The organism is Klebsiella aerogenes (genome assembly GCA_029027985.1).
GTDB classification, from domain to species: Bacteria; Pseudomonadota; Gammaproteobacteria; order Enterobacterales; family Enterobacteriaceae; genus Klebsiella; species Klebsiella aerogenes_A.
This window is the reverse complement of the sequence record CP119076.1, coordinates 4,481,076-4,497,168: the sequence shown is the minus strand read 5'-3', so window position 1 is coordinate 4,497,168 and position 16,093 is coordinate 4,481,076. Positions and strand designations below refer to the sequence as shown.

16 protein-coding genes are annotated in these 16,093 nt (G+C 56.2%); 11 read left to right on the top strand and 5 right to left on the bottom strand.

The genetic code is table 11. The features are described from left to right. Nucleotides 1-64 precede the first annotated feature (64 nt). From hfq to rlmB, 9 genes are all read left to right on the top strand, one after another. Nucleotides 65-373: an RNA chaperone Hfq gene (hfq, locus tag PYR66_21370; GenBank protein ID WEF27797.1), complete on the top strand. Its 309-nt coding sequence runs from the start codon at nucleotides 65-67 to the stop codon at nucleotides 371-373. A gap of 75 nt (nucleotides 374-448) precedes the next feature. Beyond that, on the top strand, nucleotides 449-1,729 hold the full coding sequence (hflX, locus tag PYR66_21365) for a GTPase HflX (GenBank protein WEF27796.1): 1,281 nt from the start codon (nucleotides 449-451) through the stop codon (nucleotides 1,727-1,729). A 58-nt stretch (nucleotides 1,730-1,787) separates the two neighbouring features. Then, nucleotides 1,788-3,050, top strand: a complete 1,263-nt coding sequence (hflK, locus tag PYR66_21360; GenBank protein WEF27795.1) for an FtsH protease activity modulator HflK — start codon at nucleotides 1,788-1,790, stop codon at nucleotides 3,048-3,050. Nucleotides 3,051-3,052: 2 nt separating this feature from the next. Beyond that, complete coding sequence (gene hflC, locus PYR66_21355) at nucleotides 3,053-4,057, top strand: protease modulator HflC (protein WEF27794.1); 1,005 nt, start codon at nucleotides 3,053-3,055, stop codon at nucleotides 4,055-4,057. Between the two features lie 162 nt (nucleotides 4,058-4,219). Further along, nucleotides 4,220-4,417 carry a DUF2065 domain-containing protein gene (locus PYR66_21350; GenBank protein ID WEF27793.1) on the top strand — a complete coding sequence of 66 codons (198 nt, stop codon included), beginning with the start codon at nucleotides 4,220-4,222 and terminating at the stop codon, nucleotides 4,415-4,417. Between the two features lie 103 nt (nucleotides 4,418-4,520). Beyond that, on the top strand, nucleotides 4,521-5,819 hold the full coding sequence (locus tag PYR66_21345) for an adenylosuccinate synthase (protein WEF27792.1): 1,299 nt from the start codon (nucleotides 4,521-4,523) through the stop codon (nucleotides 5,817-5,819). 150 nt (nucleotides 5,820-5,969) lie between these two features. Further along, entirely contained in the window at nucleotides 5,970-6,404 is a 435-nt protein-coding gene (nsrR, locus tag PYR66_21340) for a nitric oxide-sensing transcriptional repressor NsrR (GenBank protein ID WEF27791.1), read from the top strand. Between the two features lie 91 nt (nucleotides 6,405-6,495). After that, nucleotides 6,496-8,937, top strand: coding sequence for a ribonuclease R (gene rnr / locus PYR66_21335; GenBank protein WEF27790.1), 2,442 nt, complete (start codon nucleotides 6,496-6,498; stop codon nucleotides 8,935-8,937). An 81-nt stretch (nucleotides 8,938-9,018) separates the two neighbouring features. Further along, nucleotides 9,019-9,750, top strand: a complete 732-nt coding sequence (gene rlmB / locus PYR66_21330; GenBank protein WEF27789.1) for a 23S rRNA (guanosine(2251)-2'-O)-methyltransferase RlmB — start codon at nucleotides 9,019-9,021, stop codon at nucleotides 9,748-9,750. A 20-nt stretch (nucleotides 9,751-9,770) separates the two neighbouring features. Here the strand turns inward: rlmB and PYR66_21325 are convergent, their stop codons facing one another. Next, nucleotides 9,771-11,066, bottom strand: a complete 1,296-nt coding sequence (locus PYR66_21325) for an MFS transporter (GenBank protein ID WEF27788.1) — start codon at nucleotides 11,064-11,066, stop codon at nucleotides 9,771-9,773. Nucleotides 11,067-11,260: 194 nt separating this feature from the next. On the opposite strand from PYR66_21325, the gene PYR66_21320 reads away from it, so the two are divergent. Beyond that, nucleotides 11,261-12,898: an isovaleryl-CoA dehydrogenase gene (locus PYR66_21320; GenBank protein ID WEF27787.1), complete on the top strand. Its 1,638-nt coding sequence runs from the start codon at nucleotides 11,261-11,263 to the stop codon at nucleotides 12,896-12,898. Here the strand turns inward: PYR66_21320 and yjfN are convergent. Both yjfN and bsmA read right to left on the bottom strand, forming a co-directional pair. Further along, nucleotides 12,889-13,164, bottom strand: coding sequence for a DUF1471 family protease activator YjfN (gene yjfN, locus PYR66_21315; protein ID WEF27786.1), 276 nt, complete (start codon nucleotides 13,162-13,164; stop codon nucleotides 12,889-12,891). The two genes, PYR66_21320 and yjfN, sit on opposite strands and share 10 nt — an antisense overlap. A gap of 140 nt (nucleotides 13,165-13,304) precedes the next feature. Further along, nucleotides 13,305-13,613 (bottom strand): biofilm peroxide resistance protein BsmA, encoded by a 309-nt coding sequence (bsmA, locus tag PYR66_21310; protein ID WEF27785.1) that lies wholly within the window; start codon nucleotides 13,611-13,613, stop codon nucleotides 13,305-13,307. 209 nt (nucleotides 13,614-13,822) lie between these two features. Here bsmA and yjfP point away from each other — a divergent pair, with 209 nt between their 5' ends. Continuing rightward, nucleotides 13,823-14,539 carry an esterase gene (gene yjfP / locus PYR66_21305; GenBank protein ID WEF27784.1) on the top strand — a complete coding sequence of 239 codons (717 nt, stop codon included), beginning with the start codon at nucleotides 13,823-13,825 and terminating at the stop codon, nucleotides 14,537-14,539. Here the strand turns inward: yjfP and ulaR are convergent. Both ulaR and PYR66_21295 read right to left on the bottom strand, forming a co-directional pair. Then, the gene (gene ulaR / locus PYR66_21300; GenBank protein WEF27783.1) at nucleotides 14,536-15,291 is read right to left on the bottom strand and encodes an HTH-type transcriptional regulator UlaR; all 756 of its coding nucleotides are present in this window, start codon (nucleotides 15,289-15,291) and stop codon (nucleotides 14,536-14,538) included. The two genes, yjfP and ulaR, sit on opposite strands and share 4 nt — an antisense overlap. Before the next feature lie 155 nt (nucleotides 15,292-15,446). Then, a complete protein-coding gene (locus tag PYR66_21295; GenBank protein WEF27782.1) occupies nucleotides 15,447-16,061 on the bottom strand; it encodes a YagU family protein in 615 nt (204 codons plus the stop codon). Between the last annotated feature and the right edge of the window lie 32 nt (nucleotides 16,062-16,093).

The window sequence follows — 16,093 nt, the reverse complement described above, 5'->3', positions numbered from 1 at the left end:
GTAATTTTTTAAGAATCGTAAGGTTCTGAGTACAAAACAAGCATACATATAAGGAAAAGAGAGAATGGCTAAGGGGCAATCTTTACAAGATCCGTTCCTGAACGCTTTGCGTCGGGAACGTGTTCCGGTTTCTATTTATTTGGTGAATGGTATTAAGCTGCAAGGGCAAATTGAGTCTTTCGATCAGTTCGTGATCCTGTTGAAGAACACGGTCAGCCAGATGGTCTATAAGCACGCAATTTCTACGGTTGTCCCGTCCCGTCCGGTGTCTCACCACAGCAATAATGCTGGCGGCGGTACAAGCAACTATCACCACGGTGGTAGCGCGCAAGGTTCTTCTGCGCCGCAGCAAGACAGCGACGACGCCGAATAAGGCTAATGCTGTTTTTCCACGTCGGGGAGCCAGGTTTTCTGCGTTCCCCGCTGGTATTTTATAAGGGGTTTACGCTTGTTTGACCGTTATGATGCCGGTGAGCAGGCGGTACTGGTACACATCTATTTTTCGCAAGACAAAGATATGGAGGATCTCCAGGAGTTTGAATCCCTGGTCTCTTCCGCCGGTGTCGAAGCAATGCAGGTGATTACCGGTAGCCGTAAAGCACCGCACCCGAAGTATTTTGTTGGTGAAGGTAAGGCTGTTGAAATTGCGGAAGCCGTAAAAGCGACCGGCGCCTCGGTCGTGTTGTTCGATCATGCCTTGAGTCCGGCCCAGGAACGTAACCTGGAGCAGCTATGCGAATGCCGGGTTATCGATCGCACCGGTCTGATTTTAGATATTTTTGCCCAGCGAGCGCGTACCCACGAAGGGAAACTGCAGGTTGAGCTGGCGCAGTTACGCCATCTGGCCACGCGTCTGGTACGCGGCTGGACCCACCTTGAAAGGCAGAAGGGCGGGATTGGTTTGCGTGGACCGGGTGAAACCCAGCTCGAAACCGACCGTCGATTGCTGCGTAACCGCATTATGCAGATCCTGTCGCGACTGGAAAAAGTAGAAAAACAGCGCGAGCAAGGTCGGCGGTCACGCGCTAAGGCCGATATCCCTACCGTATCGCTGGTGGGGTATACCAACGCCGGAAAATCAACGCTGTTCAACCAGATAACCGAGGCGGAAGTCTATGCCGCGGACCAGCTGTTCGCCACCCTGGATCCGACGCTGCGCCGCATTAACGTCACTGACGTTGGCGAAACGGTACTGGCTGACACCGTCGGCTTTATTCGCCACCTGCCGCATGATTTAGTGGCGGCGTTTAAAGCCACTCTGCAGGAGACGCGTCAGGCGACGCTGTTGCTGCATGTGATCGACGCGGCGGATGTTCGCGTGCAGGAAAATATTGATGCGGTGAATACGGTCCTGGCTGAAATCGAGGCCGATGAAATTCCGTCGCTGCTGGTGATGAACAAAATCGATGTGCTTGACGATTTTGAACCGCGCATCGATCGGGATGAAGAGAATAAACCGATTCGGGTCTGGCTCTCCGCCCAGACCGGGGTTGGCGTACCACTGCTTTTTCAGGCGCTAACAGAGCGTCTTTCCGGCGAAGTGGCCCAGCATACGCTGCGCTTACCGCCGCAGGAAGGCCGTCTGCGAAGCCGCTTCTATCAGCTTCAGGCGATAGAAAAAGAGTGGATGGAAGACGACGGCAGCGTAAGCCTGCAAGTGCGCATGCCCATTGTGGACTGGCGTCGCCTCTGCAAACAAGAGCCTGCGTTGGTCGACTACGTGGTTTGACCTGGCCTGAAGATATTAACCCCTGTGGGGATATCAAAAACAAATATGGAGCATATACATGGCGTGGAATCAGCCCGGTAATAACGGACAGGACCGCGACCCGTGGGGAAGCAGCAAAAACGGCGGCAACTCTGAGGGAAATGGCAACAAAGGCGGTCGCGAGCAGGGGCCGCCCGATCTGGATGATATCTTCCGCAAGTTAAGCAAAAAACTTGGCGGTCTCGGCGGCGGTAAAGGCGGTCAGGGTGGCGGTAATGTTACCCAGGGGCCTCGTGGCCCGATGGGCGGACGCATTGTCGGCATCGTTGCCGCCGCGGCGGTGATTATCTGGGCGGCCAGCGGTTTCTATACCATCAAGGAAGCGGAACGGGGTGTGGTGACACGCTTTGGTAAATTCAGCCATCTGGTTGAACCCGGCCTGAACTGGAAACCGACCTTTATCGATAATGTTCAGGCGGTGAACGTCGAGTCCGTGCGTGAACTGGCGGCGTCCGGCGTCATGTTGACCTCCGATGAGAACGTTGTACGCGTTGAAATGAACGTGCAGTACCGCGTGACCGATCCGGAACGCTACCTGTTTAGCGTGACCAGCGCCGATGATAGCCTGCGTCAGGCCACAGATAGCGCTCTGCGCGGCGTCATTGGTAAGTACACCATGGACCGTATCCTGACCGAAGGTCGTACCGTTATTCGTAGCGATACCCAGCGCGAGCTGGAAGAGACCATCCGTCCGTACAACATGGGGATTACCCTGCTGGACGTCAACTTCCAGACGGCGCGTCCGCCGGAAGAGGTGAAGGCCGCGTTTGACGATGCGATTGCCGCGCGTGAGAACGAGCAGCAGTACATCCGTGAAGCGGAAGCTTACACCAACGAAGTTCAGCCGCGTGCTAACGGTCAGGCGCAGCGTATCCTCGAAGAGGCGCGCGCGTATAAGACTCAGACCGTACTGGAAGCGCAGGGTGAAGTGGCTCGTTTTGCTAAGATCCTGCCGGAATATAAAGCCGCGCCGGAAATTACCCGCGAGCGTCTGTATATCGAAACCATGGAAAAAGTGCTGAGCCATACCCGCAAAGTGCTGGTAAACGACAGCAAGGGCGGCAACCTGATGGTTCTGCCTTTGGATCAGATGCTGAAAGGCGCCGGCGCACCGGCGGCAAAGAGCGATAGCAGTGGCGCAAGCGATCTGCTGCGCCTGCCACCTGCATCCAGCTCAAGCAGCGCCAGCACCTCATCAACCTCGAGTTCAACCGGGGGTACCATTATGGACCAACGCCGCGCCAACGCGCAGCGTAACGACTACCAGCGTCAGGGGGAATAACGATGCGTAAATCTGTTATCGCGATCATTGTCGTCGTGCTGGTAGTGCTCTACATGTCGGTTTTCGTCGTGAAAGAAGGCGAGCGTGGCATTACGCTGCGTTTCGGCAAAGTTCTGCGCGACGATGAGAACAAGCCATTGGTGTATGCGCCAGGCCTGCACTTCAAGATTCCATTTATTGAATCTGTGAAGATGCTGGATGCGCGTATCCAGACCATGGACAACCAGGCCGACCGCTTCGTCACTAAAGAGAAGAAAGACCTGATCGTTGACTCCTACATCAAGTGGCGTATCAGCGACTTCAGCCGTTACTATCTGGCGACCGGCGGCGGCGACGTCTCCCAGGCCGAGGTACTGCTGAAGCGTAAGTTCTCTGACCGTCTGCGTTCTGAAATCGGTCGTCTGGACGTGAGAGATATCGTTACCGACTCCCGCGGGCGTTTGACCCTGGAGGTTCGTGATGCGCTGAACTCAGGTTCTGCGGGCACGGAAGATGAAGTGACGACTCCGGCTGCTGATGACGCGATCGCGAAAGCGGCGGAACGTGTCGAAGCCGAAACGAACGGTAAAGTTCAGGTGATCAACCCGAACAGTATGGCGGCGCTGGGTATTGAAGTCGTTGACGTGCGTATCAAGCAGATTAACCTGCCGGCGGAAGTGTCTGAGGCGATCTACAACCGTATGCGCGCCGAGCGTGAAGCGGTTGCACGTCGTCATCGTTCGCAAGGTCAGGAAGAAGCGGAAAAACTGCGCGCGACGGCAGACTATGAAGTGACCAAAACGCTGGCGGAAGCCGAGCGTCAGGGCCGAATCCTGCGCGGTGAAGGCGATGCCGAATCAGCAAAACTGTTCGCTGACGCATTCAGTCAGGATCCGGGCTTCTACGCCTTTATCCGTAGCCTGCGCGCTTATGAGAAGAGCTTCCAGAGCAATCAGGACGTCATGGTCCTCAGCCCGGATAGCGATTTCTTCCGTTACATGCGGTCTCCGGATTCAGCACGTAAATAAGCTGAGTTTGCGTGAAAAGAGAAGGCGCCTTGTGAGAGGCGCCTTTTTTCATGCCGGTGAAGATGGCGCATTTAGCGCCGCGCTTGAACACGCGCAGAAATACATTAAGCTCTGATTTTTCTTTTATGCGGTGGTTTTGTTTTCCTATAAGGGTCATCAATAATGAATGCAACAATTTGGCTGGCATTGGCGCTGGTTTTAGTCCTCGAAGGCCTTGGCCCCCTGCTGTATCCTCGCGCCTGGCGCAAAATGGTGGCGACGATGAGCCAACTGCCGGATAATTTATTGCGCCGTTTTGGCGGTGGTCTTGTGGTGGCTGGCATTGTCATCTACTACATGTTGAAGAAATCGATTGGCTGATCAAAAAACAATCGTATTCGCGATGTTTTGAGTGCAAAAAGTGCTGTAACTCTGAAAAAGCGGTGGTAGAATCCATTTTTAAGCAAACGGTGATTTTGAAAAAATGGGTAACAACGTCGTCGTACTGGGCACCCAATGGGGTGACGAAGGTAAAGGGAAGATCGTCGATCTCCTGACTGAACGGGCTAAATATGTTGTGCGCTACCAGGGTGGCCATAACGCAGGCCATACTCTCGTAATCAACGGTGAAAAAACCGTCCTCCATCTTATTCCATCAGGTATTCTCCGTGAGAATGTAACCAGCATCATCGGTAACGGTGTTGTGCTGTCTCCGGCTGCGCTGATGAAAGAGATGAAAGGTCTGGAAGACCGTGGTATCCCTGTTCGTGAGCGTCTGCTGCTGTCTGAAGCCTGCCCGCTTATCCTCGACTATCACGTCGCGCTGGACGTGGCGCGTGAGAAAGCACGTGGCGCGAAAGCTATCGGTACTACCGGTCGCGGCATCGGCCCGGCTTACGAAGATAAAGTCGCGCGTCGCGGTCTGCGCGTTGGCGACCTGTTTGATAAAGCCACCTTCGCTGACAAACTGAAAGAAGTGATGGAATATCACAACTTCCAGCTGGTGAACTTCTACAAAGCAGAAGCGGTTGATTACCAGAAAGTGCTGGACGATGTCATGGCGATTGCCGACATCCTGACCGGCATGGTGGTTGATGTGTCCGATTTGCTGGATCAAGCGCGTCAGCGCGGCGACTTCGTGATGTTCGAAGGCGCGCAGGGCACGCTGCTGGATATCGACCACGGCACCTATCCGTACGTAACCTCTTCCAACACCACCGCGGGTGGCGTGGCGACCGGCTCCGGCCTGGGCCCGCGTTATGTGGATTACGTTCTGGGCATCATCAAAGCTTACTCTACTCGCGTAGGCGCGGGCCCGTTCCCGACCGAGCTGTTTGATGAAACCGGCGAGTTCCTGTGCAAGCAGGGTAACGAATTCGGCGCCACCACTGGCCGTCGTCGTCGTACCGGCTGGCTGGACTCCGTCGCGGTACGCCGTGCGGTGCAGATCAACTCCCTGTCCGGCTTCTGCCTGACTAAACTGGACGTCCTGGACGGCCTGAAAGAAGTGAAAATCTGCGTTGGTTACCGTATGCCGGATGGTCGTGAAGTCACCACCACTCCGCTGGCTGCCGACAACTGGGAAGGTATCGAGCCTATCTACGAAACCATGCCGGGCTGGTCAGAAACCACCTTCGGCGTGAAAGAGCGCAGCGGTCTGCCGCAGGCGGCGCTGAACTACATCCAGCGTATTGAAGAGCTGACCGGCGTGCCGGTTGATATCATCTCTACCGGTCCAGACCGTACTGAGACTATGATTCTGCGCGACCCGTTCGACGCGTAATCATCATCCAGGGGCGCCGTTCGGGCGCCCTTGTTTTTGCAGTTCGCCCGCCCCATTTCAAATAAATTAGCGGCCTGAGCGCTGGCTGGTTTATCATCAATAGAGTTAATACCCGCGGATTCACCGCTTTCCCCTTACCCTGAGGTTGATGTGCAGTTAACGAGTTTCACCGATTATGGGTTACGCGCGCTGATTTACATGGCGTCGTTGCCAGATGACCGAATGACCAGTATTTCCGAGGTGACGGATGTCTATGGCGTTTCCCGTAATCATATGGTCAAAATAATCAATCAGTTAAGCCGCGCTGGCTACGTGACAGCCGTGCGGGGAAAGAATGGAGGAATTCGCCTCGGTAAGCCGGCTAAAATGATTCGCGTGGGTGATGTTGTGCGCGATCTGGAACCGTTATCGCTGGTGAATTGCAGCAGCGAATTTTGCCACATTACTCCCGCTTGCCGCCTGAAACAGGCACTTGCTGAAGCCGCGCAAAGTTTTCTGAAGGAATTGGATAACTATACGTTGGCCGATTTGGTTGAAAAGAATCAACCGCTATATAAATTATTACTGGTGGAAGAAAAGCCCTGAGTGATTCGCGCCGCAGCGTAAAGAGAACCAACAAAGCGGCGGTGTGAACAACATTGAGACTTTCATCGGAGATGACTACGGAGGAACCGATATGTCACAAGATCCATTCCAGGAACGCGAAGCTGAGAAGTACGCGAATCCAATCCCAAGCCGGGAATTTATCCTCGAACATTTAACCAAACGTGAAAAACCGGCCAGCCGCGATGAGCTGGCGATCGAGTTAAACATCGAGGGTGAAGAACAAATAGAAGCGCTGCGTCGCCGCCTGCGCGCGATGGAGCGCGATGGTCAGCTGGTCTTCACTCGCCGCCAGTGCTATGCGCTGCCGGAACGCCTCGACTTAGTCAAAGGCATCGTTATTGGCCATCGCGACGGCTATGGTTTTTTACGCGTCGAAGGGCGTAAAGACGACCTGTATCTGTCCTCAGAACAGATGAAAATGTGCATTCACGGCGACCAGGTGCTGGCGCAGCCGTTGGGCGCGGACCGTAAAGGCCGTCGCGAAGCGCGCATTGTTCGCGTGCTGGTGCCGAAAACCAGCCAGATTGTCGGCCGCTACTTCACTGATGCCGGCGTGGGCTTCGTGGTGCCGGACGACAGCCGTTTGAGCTTCGATATCCTGATCCCGCCTGAAGATATTATGGGCGCGCGGATGGGGTTTGTGGTGGTGGTCGAACTGACCCAGCGTCCAACTCGCCGCACCAAGGCGGTCGGGAAAATTGTTGAAGTACTGGGCGACAACATGGGCACCGGGATGGCTGTTGATATGGCGCTGCGTACTCATGAAATCCCTTACGTCTGGCCACCAGCGGTAGAAAAACAGGTTTCCGGTCTCAAAGAACAGGTACCGGAAGAAGCGAAAGCCGGGCGTGTCGATCTGCGCTCTCTGCCGCTGGTCACTATTGACGGCGAAGACGCCCGCGACTTTGATGATGCGGTGTACTGCGAGAAGAAACGCGGCGGCGGCTGGCGTCTGTGGGTGGCTATCGCCGACGTGAGCTACTACGTGCGTCCTGGCACGCCGCTGGACGGCGAAGCGCGCAGCCGTGGTACCTCAGTCTACTTCCCTTCACAGGTCGTCCCGATGCTGCCGGAAGTGCTGTCTAACGGTCTGTGTTCGCTGAACCCGCAGGTTGATCGCCTGTGCATGGTGTGCGAAATGACGATTTCGTCAAAAGGCCGCCTGACCGGCTATAAATTCTATGAGGCGGTGATGAGCTCCCACGCTCGCCTGACTTACACCAAAGTGTGGCATATGCTGCAGGGCGATCAGGAGCTGCGTGAGCACTACGCGCCGCTGGTGAAGCATATTGAAGAGCTGCATAACCTCTACAAAGTGCTGGATGGCGCCCGCGAAGAGCGCGGCGGCATCTCATTTGAAAGCGAAGAAGCGAAATTCATCTTCAACGCCGAGCGCCGTATTGAACGTATCGAACAGACGCAGCGTAATGATGCGCACAAGCTGATTGAAGAGTGCATGATTCTGGCGAACATCTCCGCCGCGCGCTTTGTTGAGAAGGCGCAGGAGCCCGCGCTGTTCCGTATTCACGATAAGCCAAGCACCGAAGCGATCACCTCATTCCGTACCGTTCTGGCGGAGCTGGGGCTGGAGCTGCCGGGCGGTAACAAGCCGGAGCCGCGCGACTACGCTGAGCTGCTGACCTCCATCGCCGATCGTCCGGATGCGGAAATGCTGCAGACCATGTTGCTGCGCTCCATGAAGCAGGCGGTTTATGACCCGGAAAACCGCGGCCACTTCGGCCTGGCGCTGCAGTCATACGCCCACTTTACCTCGCCGATCCGCCGCTATCCTGACCTGTCGCTGCACCGCGCTATTAAGTATCTGCTGGCGAAAGAGCAGGGACACAAAGGCAACAGCACCGAGACCGGCGGTTGGCACTACAGCATGGAAGAGATGCTGCAGTTAGGCGAGCACTGTTCGATGACCGAACGCCGCGCCGATGAAGCGACGCGCGAAGTGTCCGATTGGCTGAAATGCGACTTCATGCAGGATCAGGTGGGTAACACCTTCTCTGGCGTGATTGCCAGCGTCACCGGCTTTGGTTTCTTCGTTCGCCTGAACGATCTGTTTATCGATGGCCTGGTGCACGTCTCTTCGCTGGATAACGACTACTATCGCTTCGACCAGGTCGGCCAGCGATTGATTGGCGAGTCTGGCGGCCAGACTTACCGTCTGGGCGACCGCGTGGAAGTGCGCGTGGAAGCCGTCAATATGGACGAGCGTAAGATTGATTTCAGCCTGATTTCCAGCGAACGCGGCCCGCGTAACGTCGGTAAAACTGCGCGTGAGAAAGTGAAAAAGGGCGCGCCGGGTAAAAGCGGCGGCGGCCGTCGTCGTCAGGTTGGTAAGCAGGTAAACTTCGAGCCGGATAGCGCCTTCCGCAAGGAAAAGGACAAGGCAAAAGCGAAGCCGAAAGGCGAGAAGAAAGCGAAAAAACCGTCGGCGAAAACGCAGAAAATCGCCGCCGCGACCAAAGCCAAGCGCGCGGCGAAGAAGAAAAACGCCGAGTGATTGACGTCCCTTCATCCTGATACCTGCTGACGCAGGACGGGGTGAAGGGGACGGATAACAGAACCTAAAACGAGTACATCAATGAGTGAAATGATTTACGGCATCCATGCGGTGCAGGCACTGCTGGAACGCGCACCTGAGCGTTTTCAGGAAGTTTTTATTCTGAAAGGCCGTGAGGATAAGCGTCTGCTGCCGCTGATCCATGCCCTCGAAGCGCAGGGCGTGGTGATTCAGGTCGCCAGCCGCCAGTACCTCGACGAGAAAAGCGAAGGCGCGGTACACCAGGGGATTATTGCCCGCGTGAAGCCGGGTCGTCAGTACCAGGAGAACGATCTGCCGGATCTGCTGGCGCAGTTCGATCAGCCGTTCCTGCTGATCCTCGACGGCGTAACCGACCCGCACAACCTCGGCGCCTGCCTGCGTAGCGCCGACGCGGCTGGGGTGCATGCGGTGATTGTGCCGAGAGATCGTTCCGCTCAGCTCAACGCGACGGCGAAGAAAGTCGCCTGCGGCGCGGCGGAAAGCGTACCGCTGATCCGCGTGACCAACCTGGCACGGACCATGCGTCTGCTGCAGGAAGAAAACGTGTGGATCGTCGGCACCGCTGGCGAAGCCGACCATACGTTGTTCCAGAGCAAAATGACCGGCCCGATGGCGCTGGTGATGGGCGCGGAAGGCGAAGGTATGCGTCGTCTGACCCGCGAGCATTGCGATGAACTGATTAGCATCCCGATGGCTGGCAGCGTCTCGTCGCTGAACGTTTCCGTGGCGACCGGTATCTGCCTGTTTGAAGCGGTGCGCCAGCGCAGCTAAGCCGCCGCTGGCGCGGTTAGCTAGTCATCCAGCGTGCGCAAATGGTCGTTCTTATTGAGCGTCATTAGCGCGGCGATACTGACGACAGCTGTCGCCATGACGTAATACGCCGGAATATCCAGGTTACCGGTCTGTTTAATCAGGCCGGTAATAATCAATCCGGCGCAGCCGGAGAACACGGCGTTCGAGAGCGAATAGGCTAATCCCAGGCCGGTGTAACGTACTCTGGTCGGGAACATCTCCGCCAGCATCGCGGGCCCCGGTCCTGCCAGAATCCCCACTAATCCACCCGCAATCAGCACCACAATACCTTTCACCAGCAGGGTACTGCTTTCCGCCTGCAATACTTTCAACAATGGCAACGCCAGCACCAGCAGTAATACGGCAGCAGCCACCATCACCCGACGGCGTCCCCACTTATCGCTGAGCATCCCGGCAGGCAGGATAGTGATGGCGAAGCCAATGTTGGAAATCACCGCAATTAGCAGCGCCTGATTAAAGCCGGTATGCAGCGCGGACTGTAAGTACGAGGGCATGATCACCAGATAGGTATAACCCGCCGCTGACCACACCATTAGCCGACCAATGCCGATGAAAATCGCTTTGATGGTTTGGCTCAGGTTGGCGCTGGTTGCGGCTGGCGATGCGCTCTCTTGTTGGCGCAAAAAGCCTGGCGTTTCTTCCATCTTCAGCCGTAGCCACAGCGCGACGATCCCCATCGGGATGGCGAGGAAAAAGGGGATCCGCCAGCCCCAGTCGTGGAGCGCTTCCGGGGTGAGCACGGCGGACATCAGCGCCACGACACCCGCGCCAGCCAATAGCCCTAGCGCGACGGTAAAGGATTGCCAGGCGCCATACAACCCGCGCTTACCTTTAGGGGCGAACTCGGTCATCAGCGACACCGCGCCGCCATACTCGCCGCCGGCAAACAGCCCCTGCAGAATACGCAACCCGGTCAGAATGAGCGGCGCGGCAATACCGATACTGGCGTAAACCGGTACCAGGCCGATGGCTGTCGTCGCCAGCGTCATCATTACCAGCACGATAATCAGCGTCGGCTTGCGGCCAATACGGTCGCCCAGACGGCCAAATACGACGGCCCCTAACGGGCGAAAGAAAAAGGCAATCGCGAAGGAGGCGTAGGTCAGAATGAGCCCCGTAAGCGGCGCTTCCCCCGTTAGCTGAAAGAAGTTTTTCGCGATCACCGTGGCCAGAAAGCCATAGACTGCGAACTCGTACCATTCAATAAAGTTGCCGATAGAACCGGCGATCAGCGCGCGTTTCTGCGCCGCCGACGTTGTGCTGGCGGTTTGCATAGGGAGTCTCGATTCGAACAAAGTAGTAACGAATGAATAAATTATTCCATACATTTCTGTAGAGAAAATTTTAAATTCTTATGCCTGTGATGGGCTTCACGAAGGCGTCGCGGTTTTTTTGTGACCGCTTTCGCGAGCGAGGTTTGGCGTGGGTGACCATACTTAATGCAACGCCATTGACGGAGGGAGACACCATGCACTGGCAAACGCATACCGTATTCAATCAACCGACGCCGCTGTGCAACAGCAATCTGTTTTTATCCGATACCGCGCTTCGCGAGGCGGTGGTGCGCGAAGGCGCCGGTTGGGACGGCGATCTGCTCGCCAGCATCGGCCAGCAGTTGGGTACCGCGGAGTCGCTGGAGCTGGGGCGGTTGGCTAATAGTAATCCGCCGGAGCTGCTGCGTTATGACGCCACCGGCGCTCGCCTGGACGACGTGCGTTTTCATCCTGCCTGGCACCTGTTGATGCAGGGGCTATGCGCCAACCGGGTACATAATCTGGCCTGGCAGGACGATGCCCGCAGCGGATCGTTTGTCGCTCGAACCGCTCGCTTTATGCTGCATGCGCAGGTTGAGGCGGGGACGCTGTGCCCGATAACCATGACCTTCGCCGCCACGCCGCTGCTCCAGCACGCGCTACCCGCCGCCTTTGGCGACTGGCTGCCGCCGTTGCTCAGCGATCGCTATGATCCGCACCTTGCGCCCGGCGATCAGAAACGAGGGTTGCTGATCGGCATGGGGATGACGGAAAAACAGGGGGGATCTGATGTGCTCAGCAATACCACCCGGGCGGAGAAAACGGCGGAGGGATACTATCGGCTGGTGGGGCATAAATGGTTCTTCTCAGCGCCGCAAAGCGATGCTCATCTGGTGCTCGCCCAGACGCCGGGCGGGCTCTCCTGCTTCTTTGTGCCGCGTTTTTTACCCGATGGTCAGCGTAATGGCGTCCGCCTGGAGAGGCTGAAAGATAAATTAGGTAACCGATCCAACGCCAGCGGTGAAGTCGAGTTCTTTGACGCCTGCGGATGGCTGGTGGGGGAAGAGGGCGATGGCGTGCGGCAAATCCTCAAGATGGGCGCGCTGACCCGCTTCGATTGTGCCGCCGGTAGCCATGCGCTGATGCGTCGCGCTTATTCGGTGGCGTTGTACCATGCGTTGCAACGCCAGGCGTTCGGTAAAAATCTGGTCGATCAACCGATGATGCGTCAGGTGCTGGGGCGGATGGCGTTACGCCTGGAAGGACAAACCGCTTTTATGTTCCGCCTGGCCCGCGCCTGGGATCGGCGCGTTGACGCGCAAGAAGCGCTGTGGGCGCGACTGTTTACGCCAGCCGCGAAGTTTGCCATCTGTCGCGCCGGTATGCCGTTTGTCGCTGAGGCGATGGAAGTGCTGGGGGGGATTGGTTATTGCGAAGAGAGCGAGTTGCCGCGCCTGTACCGTGAGATGCCGGTCAATAGCATCTGGGAGGGTTCCGGCAATATTATGTGCCTCGATGTCATGCGGGTACTTGGCAAGCAACCCGCAGCGCTGGAGCTGCTGGCGACGGAGTGTGCGGAAGTGAAAGGGCAGAACCGGCACTATGATCGCGCATGGCGGCAGCTTCAGCAGCTACTGCGACGACCGGCAGAGGAACAGGGGCGTGAAATAACCCGCCTGGTGTATCGCCTGGGGGCGGGGGCGCAGATGCTGCGCTTTGCTTCGCCGCCTTTGGCTCAGGCCTGGTGTCGGATGATGCTGGATACGCGAGGCGACATCCGACTCGATGTTCAGACGCTGGACGATCTGCTGCTACGGGCGATGGGACGCGGGCGTCAGGCGCCTCAGGCGTAGAGGATGGCCTGCACCCGCCAGTTATCAGGCTGCGGCTCTTCATACATCTGGACGATACGATACCAGGAAGCGCCCTGCTCATCGGCCTTCACGGCGATGGCATGCTCGACATCCTGCTGACTGCCGGAAATATTATTGACGGAAATCAGACCAATTTCGTTCAGGCCGGTGACGCAATCCGCACTGGCGAATTCGGCTGATTGAGCGGAAGTGTTGGCCGTCGCTGTGGTCAGCAACAGGCTGGGTAAGGTCAATGATCGTTTCATCGTCAGCTCCATTTCACGTAATCCCGAGGGCAGTCCGTTTGCTAACGTCCTGCCAGAAAGGCTGGCCGAACGTTATTATGCGCAGGAAAACGTGAATGGACGCAAAGCAGTGTAAAGCTGATTAAAAACGCATCGCACTGCTATTTATGGTACAGAATCGCTTGCGAATACCACTGGCCGGGCACCATGGTGTCATCAATCATAACGATGACGTAGTAATCCGCTCTGGCGGCTTCTGCTCTGGCTTTCAACGCGGTCTCGACGTCCATCGGCGAACCGTACATCAGCACGCTGACGGTGCCCATCTTCTGTAGACCCATCGTCTGATTGCGACGAATCTCCTGTGGATGGTCGCTTGCTGGCGGCGGTGCCTCCGGCGTACCCTGCAGGATGCTACATCCGCTTAAGACGAGAACCAGTAACCACGGTGTAAACCTACGCATAACCATATCTCGCTTCCTGATAGTGATAGTGTAGTGGTAGCCTGAACATCATTTCCGGGGAATGTTCCCGAATTGTTATCTGTCGCGCGATTTTCGAATGAAAATGTTATGAAAGCGTAACCGAGCTCTCAACATTATCATTCACGGTAAAACCAGCGCTCTGGTGATTGTTTTTTGTGCGCTGCGCCGTGCCACTATAAAGAAGGAAACGATAAATGATTACACTCGAAATGCGCAACCTGGCGGGCGGAGAAGTGATTCATGCCTGCCCGCAGGGAATGGCGGATACGCCTCTGCCGGTTATCGTCTTCTATCACGGCTTTACCTCTTCGAAGCTGGTTTACAGCTACTTTGCCGTCGCGCTGGCCGAGGCCGGTTTCCGGGTGATTATGCCGGACGCCGCCGAACACGGCGCCCGCTATCATGGCGACGACGCTGGGCGGATGCAGCGCTTTTGGCCAATACTACGGCAGAATTTTATTGAGTTTCCTCAGTTACGTGAAGCGATTATCGCCGAGGGCTGGCTGGACGGCGATCGGCTGGCGGTCGCTGGTGCCTCGATGGGCGGGATGACCGCGCTGGGCATCATGACCCATCATCCAGAGCTTAAATGCGTCGCCTGCCTGATGGGGTCGGGTTATTTCAGCTCGCTTGCGCAGACGCTGTTCCCGTCGCCTGACTTCGATACGGCGAGCCTGACGGAGTGGGACGTGGGTCATCAGCTGGCCGCGTTAGCTGAGAAGCCGTTGTTGCTGTGGCATGGCGATGCCGACGATGTGGTGCCGCCTGGCGACACCTTCCGCCTGCAGCAGGCGCTAACGCAGAACGGGCTGACGGAAAACCTGACCTGTCTGTGGCAGAAGGGGGTTCGCCACCGCATTACGCCGGAAGCGCTGGCGGCGACCTCAGCGTTCTTCCTGCAACATCTTTAAACGCGAATGACCTGCACGCCCTGATCCTCAAGCTGCTTGAGGATGGTTGCATCAGCCTGCTTGCCGGTAATCACCAGGTCAATCTGGCTGGCCTGGCTGAACAGCATCCCGGCGCGCTCGCCGACTTTGCTGCTATCAACGAGCACCGCCAGCTTGCCGACGACGTTAAGCATTTTCTGCTCGGCCATCGCCGTTAACATATCGGTTTTGTACAGTCCCTCGGCGGTTAGGCCCTTGCCGCTGGTAAACATCCAGTGCCCGGCATACAGACTATTTTCGCTGCCCTGCGGGCTGAGGGTGATGAAGTGGCTGTGGTTATATTGCCCGCCCATGATGATCACGCTGTCGTGTTCTTGATCTATCAGGTAGTTAGCCAGCGGCAGGTAGTTGGTGATGATCTGCACCGGTTTGCCGCATAATTCGCGGCCGAGCAGGAACGCGGTTGAGCCGCAGTTGATCACGATACTTTCGCCCGGCGACACTAACTGCGAGGCGGCGCGGGCAATCCGTACTTTCTCGTCGTGGTTTTGCGCCTGATGAATATTCATCGGCGACCAGCGTGGGCGCTGCTCGCTAATGGCTTCCGCACCGTTGCGGACTTTTTTCAGCTTGCCGTGTTCATCCAGCTTATTGATATCGCGTCTTGCCGTCGCCGGAGAGATGCCGAGGCGGGAAATTACCTGTTCGACGGTGACAAACCCCGTTTGCGCCAGCAAATCCAGTAAAATTTGATGTCTTTGCGCTTCAGTCATGAGCGAATCCGATTAAAAGTGACAAGCAAAGATGATATTTGAAATTAACGCTAAATACTAAAGCTATACCCAATAATCCTCAAGAACCATGATCTTGTCGCGGCTGATAGGCGTCGCGCCATCCGACACCTGGTGCCTGATGGCGATGAAAACTATTATCGCAAGGTTTCAGGCTGAAATTCAGGATCTGGTTCGTGGGTTATTCTGTTGCGTAAGTCTCGGCGAATAATTTCGATCGACCAGAACCACACCAGGTGGCCAAATATCTCTGATACATGTTCATACCAGGGGAGTGTCAACAGTGGTGGCGTTAACCCCATGAGTGGAAAGGAGATCATATGGACAAAAAGTTGGGCTAGCGCACCCGCTAATAACCCTTGCCAGAGCTTAATTTTGGGAAATACTTCAGCAACGACGCAGTATCCGACGGCGAAGACAATCGAGAAAATGATGTGTGTGACGCCTACCCAATTGAAGACATGCCCGGCAAAGGTATACACCGCCGCGTTAGGATCAACTATGCCAAGCCAGTCGCGGAGAAAAACATACGGCGGGTTAAGGAAATTTCTTGAGCAATCAATCTGTTCTGCTGCTCTGATGAGCGATTCCGGCCCACAGGCGGCGCTGAATATGTCTGTTGGGCTACGTGGTGGCAGTGGTACTTCCGCCCCCCATTTGACGAATGCGGAAACAATCCCTGCGACTAAGCCAATCAATGCGGCCAGAGTGTAACGCCTGTGTTCAGGCAGCGTTTTATCTAAGATATTCATATTACTACCTATTGTATAATTATTTTTGCGCC

Bases quoted from the DNA above. Each gene is read 5' to 3' on its own strand.
- hfq (WEF27797.1), top strand. From the start codon at position 65: ATGGCTAAGGGGCAATCTTTACAAGATCCGTTCCTGAACGCTTTGCGT.
- hflK (WEF27795.1), top strand. From the start codon at position 1,788: ATGGCGTGGAATCAGCCCGGTAATAACGGACAGGACCGCGACCCGTGG.
- hflC (WEF27794.1), top strand. From the start codon at position 3,053: ATGCGTAAATCTGTTATCGCGATCATTGTCGTCGTGCTGGTAGTGCTC.
- PYR66_21350 (WEF27793.1), top strand. From the start codon at position 4,220: ATGAATGCAACAATTTGGCTGGCATTGGCGCTGGTTTTAGTCCTCGAA.
- PYR66_21345 (WEF27792.1), top strand. From the start codon at position 4,521: ATGGGTAACAACGTCGTCGTACTGGGCACCCAATGGGGTGACGAAGGT.
- rnr (WEF27790.1), top strand. From the start codon at position 6,496: ATGTCACAAGATCCATTCCAGGAACGCGAAGCTGAGAAGTACGCGAAT.
- rlmB (WEF27789.1), top strand. From the start codon at position 9,019: ATGAGTGAAATGATTTACGGCATCCATGCGGTGCAGGCACTGCTGGAA.
- PYR66_21325 (WEF27788.1), bottom strand. From the start codon at position 11,066: ATGCAAACCGCCAGCACAACGTCGGCGGCGCAGAAACGCGCGCTGATC.
- PYR66_21320 (WEF27787.1), top strand. From the start codon at position 11,261: ATGCACTGGCAAACGCATACCGTATTCAATCAACCGACGCCGCTGTGC.
- yjfN (WEF27786.1), bottom strand. From the start codon at position 13,164: ATGAAACGATCATTGACCTTACCCAGCCTGTTGCTGACCACAGCGACG.
- bsmA (WEF27785.1), bottom strand. From the start codon at position 13,613: ATGGTTATGCGTAGGTTTACACCGTGGTTACTGGTTCTCGTCTTAAGC.
- yjfP (WEF27784.1), top strand. From the start codon at position 13,823: ATGATTACACTCGAAATGCGCAACCTGGCGGGCGGAGAAGTGATTCAT.
- ulaR (WEF27783.1), bottom strand. From the start codon at position 15,291: ATGACTGAAGCGCAAAGACATCAAATTTTACTGGATTTGCTGGCGCAA.
- PYR66_21295 (WEF27782.1), bottom strand. From the start codon at position 16,061: ATGAATATCTTAGATAAAACGCTGCCTGAACACAGGCGTTACACTCTG.